General features: G+C 41.3%; 7 protein-coding genes. 6 read left to right on the forward strand and 1 reads right to left on the reverse strand.

The window, feature by feature from the left end; translation table 11 throughout:
• The first annotated feature begins 835 nt into the window (after positions 1–835).
• From ACRD69_RS24935 to ACRD69_RS24950, 4 genes are all read left to right on the forward strand, one after another.
• Entirely contained in the window at positions 836–2,176 is a 1,341-nt protein-coding gene (locus ACRD69_RS24935; protein WP_430817854.1) for an ammonium transporter, read from the forward strand.
• A 127-nt stretch (positions 2,177–2,303) separates the two neighbouring features.
• Complete coding sequence (locus tag ACRD69_RS24940) at positions 2,304–2,654, forward strand: P-II family nitrogen regulator (protein ID WP_430817855.1); 351 nt, start codon at positions 2,304–2,306, stop codon at positions 2,652–2,654.
• Between the two features lie 132 nt (positions 2,655–2,786).
• Positions 2,787–3,896 carry an SPFH domain-containing protein gene (locus ACRD69_RS24945; RefSeq protein ID WP_430817856.1) on the forward strand — a complete coding sequence of 370 codons (1,110 nt, stop codon included), beginning with the start codon at positions 2,787–2,789 and terminating at the stop codon, positions 3,894–3,896.
• 1 nt (position 3,897) lies between these two features.
• On the forward strand, positions 3,898–5,037 hold the full coding sequence (locus ACRD69_RS24950; RefSeq protein ID WP_430817857.1) for a TFIIB-type zinc ribbon-containing protein: 1,140 nt from the start codon (positions 3,898–3,900) through the stop codon (positions 5,035–5,037).
• Between the two features lie 207 nt (positions 5,038–5,244).
• Here ACRD69_RS24950 and ACRD69_RS24955 read toward each other — a convergent pair whose 3' ends face one another.
• Entirely contained in the window at positions 5,245–6,777 is a 1,533-nt protein-coding gene (locus ACRD69_RS24955) for a DUF4301 family protein (protein ID WP_430817858.1), read from the reverse strand.
• Between the two features lie 284 nt (positions 6,778–7,061).
• Between ACRD69_RS24955 and ACRD69_RS24960 the strand changes: the two genes are divergently transcribed.
• Both ACRD69_RS24960 and ACRD69_RS24965 read left to right on the forward strand, forming a co-directional pair.
• Entirely contained in the window at positions 7,062–8,279 is a 1,218-nt protein-coding gene (locus ACRD69_RS24960; RefSeq protein ID WP_430817859.1) for an OmpP1/FadL family transporter, read from the forward strand.
• A 12-nt stretch (positions 8,280–8,291) separates the two neighbouring features.
• On the forward strand, positions 8,292–9,647 hold the full coding sequence (locus tag ACRD69_RS24965) for a hypothetical protein (RefSeq protein WP_430817860.1): 1,356 nt from the start codon (positions 8,292–8,294) through the stop codon (positions 9,645–9,647).
• The last annotated feature ends 405 nt before the right edge of the window (positions 9,648–10,052 follow it).

Here is a 10,052-nt window from a genome sequence, read left to right on the forward strand (position 1 = left end):
TTTAAGGTAATTCCAAAGTTCACATTCCGCTGGAGTTGCTCTGTTTCTCAATAGTTTTCTCCTATAAATCATTTCTGGCCGGTTACTTTTCATATCTTTCTTATATTGTTGAAAACTAATTTGTAAAGAAGACTTAAAACCACCTCCCCTCTCCTTCGTCGAGGTACTCCTCCTTGCCAGGAGGAGAGCTGATTTACAGCTTGCAAAACACTATATATGTGAATGTTTGAATCTTTTCGAACACTCGTGGGTAAAGCGCAGCGACGTCCCGGCTTACCTAACGCCCATCAATCCGGTGCAATATCGATTGTTCTTCAATGCCATTGTGTTACATGCACCGGCACAGCAAATGCTCGATTGTGTAAGATCTCACCGGATGACTACAGGTGTTAAGCGCTTATCATCCGATTAGTTAATTCTAATATTTCCAAAATGTAATTGTAAGAATAGGGGGGGTGTAATATTATAAAATGTAAATAATTTAAACGAACTATAAATAAATAGGGGTGTAAAATAAAAATAAGGTAATAATTTGGAATTACACCCCTCATTTATATATTTGCATTCAGAAAAACTGATAAATGTCATAAAAAACAGTTTCGGGAGAGCAGCGCAACAAATTTCCGGGGAATCATTATTGTATTTTTCATCCTGAATGATAATGCTGATCTGTTTCGGGATCTACCATTTGTAAAAATGGATATGGCAGGCAATCATTAACCTTTATCACATTATCATGAAACGAACAAATAAATGAATCTATCTGGCTTGAAGCACAAGAAGATGATGAAGTTTATTTGGGAGTTCCATCTGAAACATGAAAAAAAGTAAACAGATGAAATTGAATTTAAAGTTGAAAAAAAGAATGCTGGCAACCCTTGGTATAATTATGGGGCTTGGCGGTTTGATGGAGTTGAGTGCTCAACCTGGTGTTGACTCGGGAGCCACTGCATGGATGATTACTTCTACGGCACTGGTATTGCTTATGGTGCCTGGTTTGGCTATGTTTTATGGCGGGCTGGTACGTTCGAAAAATGTACTGGGAACCATGATGCATAGTTTTGCGGCAATGGGGGTGATGAGCGTGCTGTGGGTAACTGTTAGTTATAGCATGTGTTTCGGTCCGGGAGTACTTGGGGGCTGGTTTGGCTGGAACCCCGACTACGTTTTTTTAAGAGGTATTGATGAAACAGTAATGGAAGGTGGCGTACCTGAGTATGTATTTTCAATGTTTCAGGGAAAATTTGCCATTATCACCCCGGCGCTGATAGCGGGAGCTTTTGCTGAGCGTGTCAAATTCAGGGGTTACCTGGTGTTTATTACGCTTTGGGGATTGTTGGTGTATAACCCATTGTGTCACTGGGTGTGGGCCGAAGATGGATTCTTATTCAATATGGGTGCCGATGGTGCAATTGATTTTGCAGGAGGTACTGTAGTGCATATATCAGCTGGTATCAGTGGTTTGGTAGCAGCCATCTATTTGGGTGCGCGCCGGGGGTATCCGCATCGTCAAATGAAACCCAATAACCTGGTAATGGTGATGATGGGCGCTGGCTTACTGTGGGTAGGTTGGTTTGGCTTTAACGCCGGAAGTAGTGTTTCGAGTGGATTAAGTACTGCACAGGCATTGACAGCTACACAGGTGGCAGCAGCAGCAGGTGCCTTAACATGGATTCTAATTGAAGGCTTCCATCAGGGTAAAATGACTGCCTTAGGTTTTGCATCTGGTATATTATCCGGTCTGGTAGCGGTAACACCGGCTGCTGGCGTAGTTCAGCCTTTAGGGGCCATGATATTGGGAGCTCTTGCAACCGTTATTTGTTACTTAATGCTGATCGTTAAAGATAAAATGGGTTACGATGATTCATTGGATGCCTTTGGTATTCATGGAGTAGGTGGAATTGTTGGTGCAATTGCCTTAACTTTCTTTATCCGTGACAGCTGGATGGCCAATGCGGCTGAAGCTGCTGGCGGTACATGGACCATATGGCAGCAACTGGGTGTTCAGGTGGCTGCAGTAGCTATCGCAATTGCTTACTCTGTGGTGCTGACTATTATTATTTTAGTTGTTGTTGAGAAACTGTTCGGACTAAAATCTACACCTGAAGAAGAAATGCAGGGGCTGGATCATGCATATCACGGTGAGCGAGGATATGGAATGCTGAACCCTAATTAATCTTTGCATATAACAATTATTGTATGAAACGAACATGTAAATTAGTTCATCCAAAAGGACAGACAGGGAGGAACAGTAAATTTTTATATGTAAGTTCCATTAGACCATTGAAAATAAATATAGACATATGAAATTAATAACAGCTATTATACGTTCATATCAGCTCGATCAGGTTCGCGAAAGCCTTATAGCAGCAGGTATTACCCGAATTACAGTTAGTCGTGTTTCAGGTCATGGTGCTCAAAAGCGCGAAGAAGTGTACCGTGGTAAAAAAGTCATACCGGCACTAATACCTAAAATGCGGGTGGAGATCGCCGTTAATGAAGAATTTGTGGATACCACTGTTGATGCCATCATATCAGGGGCTAAATCCGTTAGCCAGGTTGAAGGCGAGATAGGTGATGGGAAGATTTTTATAACGCCATTGGAAGAGTGTATTCGTATCCGTACCGGTGAAAAAGGAGGTACTGCGATTTAATATTATTACAGGGGTTTTTCTAAGAACCTCAAACTCCAAATCTATCAAAGCGAAACCCTCCTGATTCAGGAGGGTTTTTTATTTAATTCTAATCTGTATCTTTAAGGTTTATAACCTAATTAAATACTGAGAATGGGATTATTCGATAAGTTAAGAGGTGAATTTATTGATATTATTGAGTGGCTCGATGACTCTAACGATACGATAGTTTACCGTTTTGAAAGGTATCAGAACGAAATTAAAAATGGGGCTAAGCTAACTGTTCGCGAAGGACAGGTTGCCGTTTTTATTAATGAAGGACAGATTGCAGATGTTTTTCAGCCTGGCATGTATACACTAAATACTCAGAACCTGCCGATTTTATCGACCTTGCAAGGGTGGAAGCATGGTTTTAACAGCCCTTTTAAAGCTGAAGTTTATTTTGTAAGTACACGCAGCCTGACGGCTCAGAAATGGGGTACAAAGAATCCGATTACCTTAAGTGATCAGCGATTCGGTATGTTGGAGATACGTGCCTTTGGAACATATGTGATCAAAGTGAGCGATGCTCCTTTATTTATCAAAGAAATAGTTGGCACTGACGGGCACTTTACAACTGATGAAATTGCTGATCAGCTTAAAAGTATGATCGTTACCCGTTTTACTGATGCAGCTGGTGAGGCCGGTTTTCCAATTGAAGCTTTTGCCGGTAATATCAACGAATTGTCGGATTATGTATTGACCGTTATTGCTCCCGAATTTGCACAATACGGCCTTGAACTGCCCAAGTTTCTGGTGGAGAATGTATCAATGCCAGAGGAAATTAAAAAAGAGATATTTGAATTAAGCCGATTAAATGCCATAGATCTGAACAAGCTGGCTCAGATGAAAGCGGCAAAAGCCATGGAAGCGGCAGCCAATAATCCAAGCGGAACGGCAGGTGCCGGCATGGGCATGGGTATGGGATTTGCCATGGCCAACCAGATGGGGCAAACTTTTGCAGCCGGTCAGCAGCAACAACAACAATCGGCTCCATCGACACCTCCTCCGGTGCCGCCGGCATTAACGTATTTTGTTGTTGTCAATGGGCAGCAGGCGGGTCCCTACGATATGGCTGCATTAAAGCAGATGGCTCTTCAAAATCAACTCAGTCGCGAGACCCTGGTATGGCGCGATGGTATGGCTAACTGGGGTGCAGCAGGCGAGCAGGCTGAATTAAAATCCTTATTTGGAAGTGTTCCACCACCTATACCCGGACAATAAAATGGAAAGCGATAATATAGAACAACAAGAATTGGAGGTCGGTACCTTTGCATGCTCATCATGCGGAGCCGACCTGAAATATAAGCCGGGTACACAACATCTCAACTGTGAGTATTGTGGGGCTGAAAATGAGATACCGCAAATGGATGTGGATATCGAAGAGTTGGATTTTCATCAGTACCTGGCTCAAAAATCGGAATCAGAAGAATCGATCACAGCAAAATTTATCAGGTGTGATAGCTGTGGAGCCTCTGCAACCCTTGAAGAGAACGTGACGGCGACCAACTGCGCCTATTGCGCTTCTCCGCTGGTGCTCGATCACGTGACGGAAGAAAAGGTCATTCAGCCAAAGTCATTACTCCCTTTTACGCTCAGCAAGGGAGATGCAAAAGACCAGTTTAAAAAATGGGTGAATCGCCTTTGGTTTGCACCAAATGACTTAAAGAAAGCCACCCTGAATTTTGACCATTTCAAAGGTGTTTATATTCCATACTGGACTTACGATACTGATACCTACTCGAGGTATGTTGGGCAAAGAGGCGATTACTATTACGTGACTGAATCATACACAACAACAGAGAATGGGAAGTCAGTAACGAAGACACGCCAGGTCAGAAGAACACGTTGGAGTCATGCATCGGGGCAAGTACACCGGTTTTTTGATGATATACTGACTGTGGCCACTCGTTCTCTTCCCCGGAAATACATTTATAAACTTGAGCCCTGGGATTTGGAAAACCTGGTGCCTTTTGACCCTGGTTATATTAGTGGCTTTATCGCCGAAAAATACCAGATAGATCTTGAAGAGGGATTCGAGGTTGCCAAAAATATTGCTGAGCCTGAGATACGTCGTTTGGTGCGACGTGATATTGGTGGTGATGAACAACGAATCATATCCCTCAATACAAATTATAAGGACATTACCTTTAAACACCTGTTGTTACCTGTTTTTGTTTGCGCATACGTTTTTAAAGGTAAGCTATACCAGTTTTTAGTTAATGGCCGAACGGGGGAGGTGCAGGGACAGCGACCGTATTCATGGGTGAAAATTACTTTAACAGTTGTTGGAGTATTGCTGGCCATAGCAGCTATCGTATTGGCTTATCAGTACTACCAAAGTCAGGGAGCACCTGGCTATTAAGTGCTATTGGTGAATGTACAGGACTGTCTAAAACAAACAAACGATTTCTCGTAAAGAATTCAAAATAGTAACGCGAAAAGGCCGCAAAGTATCGAATTAATATTCTATACTCTGCGGCCTTTGCATAATTCTTAGCGCTGCGATAGTTATCGCACTTTGCGGGAAACCTGTTTATTAGATATCCTCTGTTTTTTATCGCGTTAGCTCCTATTCAGGCTGGTGTTGTGGTCGTAATAAGTCCATGACGGTTTTTACAGGATTAAAAGTGCTTACCGGCACTTCCACAAAGAATGTCAGCCAGTGAGCCATTGCTCCATTCCATAAGCCTGGTAATTCCAAAGCTTTCAGAGCTCTTCCATTCTGTGTTTTTTCTGAGATAAAACCTGTGTCAGGATCTACAAATTGTCTGAGGTCAAACTTATTGCCTTTATAGTCTTTGGTGTAGCAAACCAGGTCAACAGGATTAAAGTGTGTACTCGATTTTAAAATGCTTTGTTGTTCTGCATCGTTCGGATCAATTTGTGCGCCTTCAACAATTTGCAGGCTGCTGCTGCCATCTGCCTGTTTCACCCAGAAAGGACCACCTCCTGGTTCGCCTTCGTTTTTAACCATACCGCATATGCGAACAGGGCGGTTAAGCTTGTCTTTTATAAGAGCGACTTTCTCGTCATTGCTCAGTGCATCAAATATGGCCTGATCCATCTGTAGCTCTGTGCATAGAAAATCGACTCCTTTGTTAATGGTGTTTTCAATAGTGCCTGAAGCAGTACTGTCCAGTTCATTTAATATTTCAAATACCTTTTCCTTTTTATCCAATAATATACCTGCCAGTAGCTTTTTGTATTTCACTGTTTCAGGTAAGAGGTACTCGGGAATAACGTTATCAATGTTTTTAACGAAAATCAATTCAGCCTGTAAGTCATTCAGGTTTTCAATAAGTGCACCATGACCGGCAGGGCGGAACAGAAGTGAGTCATCCTCTTGTCTGAATGGTGTATTGTCAGGATTAACGGCAATGGTATCAGTTGATTGTTTCTGGAATGAAAAGTCAACCTTGAAGGAGATTCCGTTTTGCTGCTCTATAGCTTGCCTTCCCAGCTTAAGCTGGTTCTTAAACAAATCATGGTGCTCAGGACTGACGGTAAAATGAACCTTGCCTTCGGTACCGTTACTGGCATACTGCGCTGCTTCTTTCAGGTGTTCTTCCACAGGGGTGAATACGGCCTGTGCCTGTTTATGAAAACGCAATAATCCTTTGGGTAATTTGCCATAGTTCAGACCATCCGGCAATAAAATCTTCTCAATGATTAACCTTGCTTCATCAGCTGATATATTGTTGGGGTTAATATCTTTTTTCAAAAGAGCTTCCAGATCATCGATAAATGCAAAATCCTTAATTCTTGCAATAAAATCACTGTAAGGCTTTTCCTTAATTAATTCAGCCTGCTTATTCTTGTCTGACTGAATAAATTCAAACAGGGCCTTAAACATTCGGGTTGCCGCACCCGATGCAGGAACAAACTTTATGGTGTCCAAACCCTCTTTTACTGCTGCATTATATTGCTCAATAAATGTATTTTCTTCTTCAGTTGTTGTAGATATGATACCATCGCCAACGGTGGCTGCTTTTTGAAGCGGTGAATAGGCAAAGCCAGTTTGGAACTGTTGTAGTTGTTTTTCAATAAGTTCTTGTGGTATAGCTTTGCTTTTTAATTGGTCAAGGTCGTTTTTAGTTAGCATATAGTTTTGTTTTTGTCATGTAATAATAAGGTATTCAACTCATTTTAACAAGCTTATTGAATGATATAAAATAAGCCTAATATATAAAATGCGCCGGGTGGTATATATTACCATGGCGTTATATGTTTGTTTATCAGCCTGCTTTACATATTTAACCATTTGAATAAACGACACGAATGTTCAAAAGTATTGATAATCAAATATTTAAATGTTTAGATATTTTAAAAAATAGTCTATATTCGCGCTGTTAAAATTTCTTAAAAGTATTCACTAAATATTCTTTTATGAAGAGAATAGGACTATTCTGTGGGTTACTCATGCTTAGTTTTCAGCTATTTGCTGAAGGGTATCAGGTAAACCTGCAAGGAAACAGACAGACAGGTATGGGACATACCGGTACTGGTTTAATGTTAGGCGCATCAAGTATGCACTTTAATCCTGGAGCATTAAGCTTTATGGATAAGAAATATGAATTTTCGCTAGGAGTGAGCGGGGTGTTTTCAAAAAATACCTTTCAAAAGCAGGCTCCGTCAGCATATGAAGCAAAATCGGATAACCCCGTAGGAACACCATTCTATTTTTATGGTGCGACAAAATTAAATGATAAGCTTGTAGTAGGATTAAGCGTAACAACTCCATATGGTAATACCTTGAAGTGGGGTGATAACTGGGATGGTAAATACCTGATCCAGGATATTTCTTTACGTGCTATTTTTGTTCAGCCGACCTTATCGTATAAAATAAATGATAAGCTTGGTTTTGGTATTGGTTTAATGGCGGTGAACGGTAATGTTGATCTGAACAGGGCTTTGCCGGTACAGTACAGTGGTGGTGATGCAAGTGTAAATATTTCAGGTAATACCTGGGCATTTGGTTTCAACGCAGGTGTTAGTTACCAGGCCTCTGATAAATTGTCATTCGGTTTGAGTTATCGCTCAGAAGTTATGGTTGAGCTTGATGAAGGAGATGCCGATTTCACTGTGCCTGCATCTCTTAATGCCTTGTATCCTGACACGAAGTTTCAGTCAGAATTGCCAATGCCTACTAATATTACTTTTGGTGTAGGGTACCAGGTAAATGATAAGTTATTATTAGCGGCAGATCTGCAGTATGTAGGATGGTCGGCTTATGAGAATCTTAACTTTGACTTTGAGGCAGAATCTGTTCCTGATTCATATAATGCGCGTGATTTTGAAAATACCATGATCTATCGCGTGGGAGCTGAATATAGCTTAAATGAAAAGGCGCAATTCAGAGCTGGTATTTATTATGACAGCACACCGATACCTGAGGATCGCCTGACACCTGAAACACCAGGTACCAACAAAATTGGTATGTCTTTAGGTTTTGGATATAAGATCAACGATAAATTGTCGTTGGATGCTTCATTGTTATACATACACGGAGAGAAACGTGAAGACGGTTATGAACCGACTAACTTCTATGGAACGTACTACAGTAATGCTGTAATTCCTGGTATTGGTCTAAATTATTCATTTTAATAATCGGAAATGATGAAAAGATATATATATAAATACGCATTATTGGCTGGTGTTGCAGCTCTATGGTCGTGCGAGCCTAATACGGATGATTTCTCGCCATCAAAAGGTTCTGCTGATTTTTCTAAGTTTATAGCCATTGGCGATTCTTATACCGCAGGTTATACAGATGGTGCTTTAGGTTTACGCGGACAAGAGATAAGCTTCAGTGCTATATTAGGTAAGCAGTTAATGCATGTTGGCGGTGCTTCTTATAATCAGCCGTTTGTTGAAGGTGAAGGTAGTATTGGACTAACTGCCATAGATGAGCAGGGAACATTGAATGGCTATTTTGAATTAAACATTGTCAATGGTTCTTTAGCTCCTGTACCTACTGTAGGTAATCCTTCTATACTCGGAGAAAGGGTTTATGATGCCACGAATCAGAACTTTGGAGTTCCTGGCGCTAAGGTGACGCATTTGGTTACTCCTGGTTACGGACAGGCAAATCCATACTTCGCAAGGTTTGCAAGTACAGATGTAACAAGTGTGTTAGGCGATGCTTCTGTAGCTGACCCGACATTTTTCAGCTGCTGGTTAGCCGGTTATGATGTATTGGGATTTGCCCTTGCTGGTGGTGTAGGTGGTATTGGAAACGGTTTGACCGACATTACTGATCCTGCAGTTTATGAGTCAGCAATGGGAGCCATGTTAAGTACTTTAACAGCAAAAGGCGCGAAAGGTGTAATGGGAAATATTCCTGATGTGTCTTCTATACCATTTTTTACAACCGTTCCTTACAATGCATTTGTTATTGACGCTGCAACTGCAGCTGCTTTAAATGCCAACTATGCCGCTTACAATGCAGCTGCCGAATCATTGGGCTTGCCAAAAATGGAATTTGTTGAAGGTCCAAATGCTTTTGTTATTTATGATGCGGCGATTCCTGCGGAATTGGGAAGCAGAAGACAGGCCACAGCAAATGACAGACTACTGTTAACAGCACAGTCTGAAGCAATGAGCTGGGGACCAACTAGTGATCCGATATTGGGAGATGAGTTTGTGCTGACTGTTGATGAGCTTGCAATGATCAGCGAATATACAGCTACATTTAATGCGATTAATAAGACATTGGCTGAAAGCTTTGACTTAGCTTTCTTTGATTGCAAAGCTTTATTGGAACAGTTAAACACCACAGGTCTGATTATAGATGGAAATCACTATACCAGTACTTTCGTGAGTGGAGGTATCTTCTCATTGGATGGTGTTCATACTACAGGACGTGGTTCGGCAATTATTGCCAATGCTTTAATTGATGCCATCAATGCTAAATATGATGCATCAGTTCCACGTGCAAATATCAATGACTACGATATGGTAGAATTTCCTTAAGGAAATATAGATAATGAGTGGTTAAGGAGGGGCAACCCTCCTTTTTTTATGCGCTGAAATACCACTACTAAACTGGAATCCTATCTCTATCCGTTAGCTCCGGGCTAAATTAAACTGTGCTTAGCACTTGATTCCTGTATTGTAATTATATGTCAGGCTTAAGGGAAATTGATTTTTATGACCACGCCATTATGGCTATCGAGGTACATGAATTAAATTCCTGCGGAATAGAATTCCCAAGCTGTCAATAGCAGGCTGTAAGTCTGCCACATCATAGACCGGGGCAAAGCGTTTTAGTGTTCGAAAAGAAGTTTTATAAACGTATAGATCTATGCATCATGTAAATCAGCTCTCCTCCTTACAAAAAGGAGGAGTCCGGTGAGGTACGAACCGGGAGGTGGTTTT

It is taken from the genome of Carboxylicivirga agarovorans (assembly GCF_050589845.1).
GTDB lineage: Bacteria > Bacteroidota > Bacteroidia > Bacteroidales > Marinilabiliaceae > Carboxylicivirga > Carboxylicivirga agarovorans.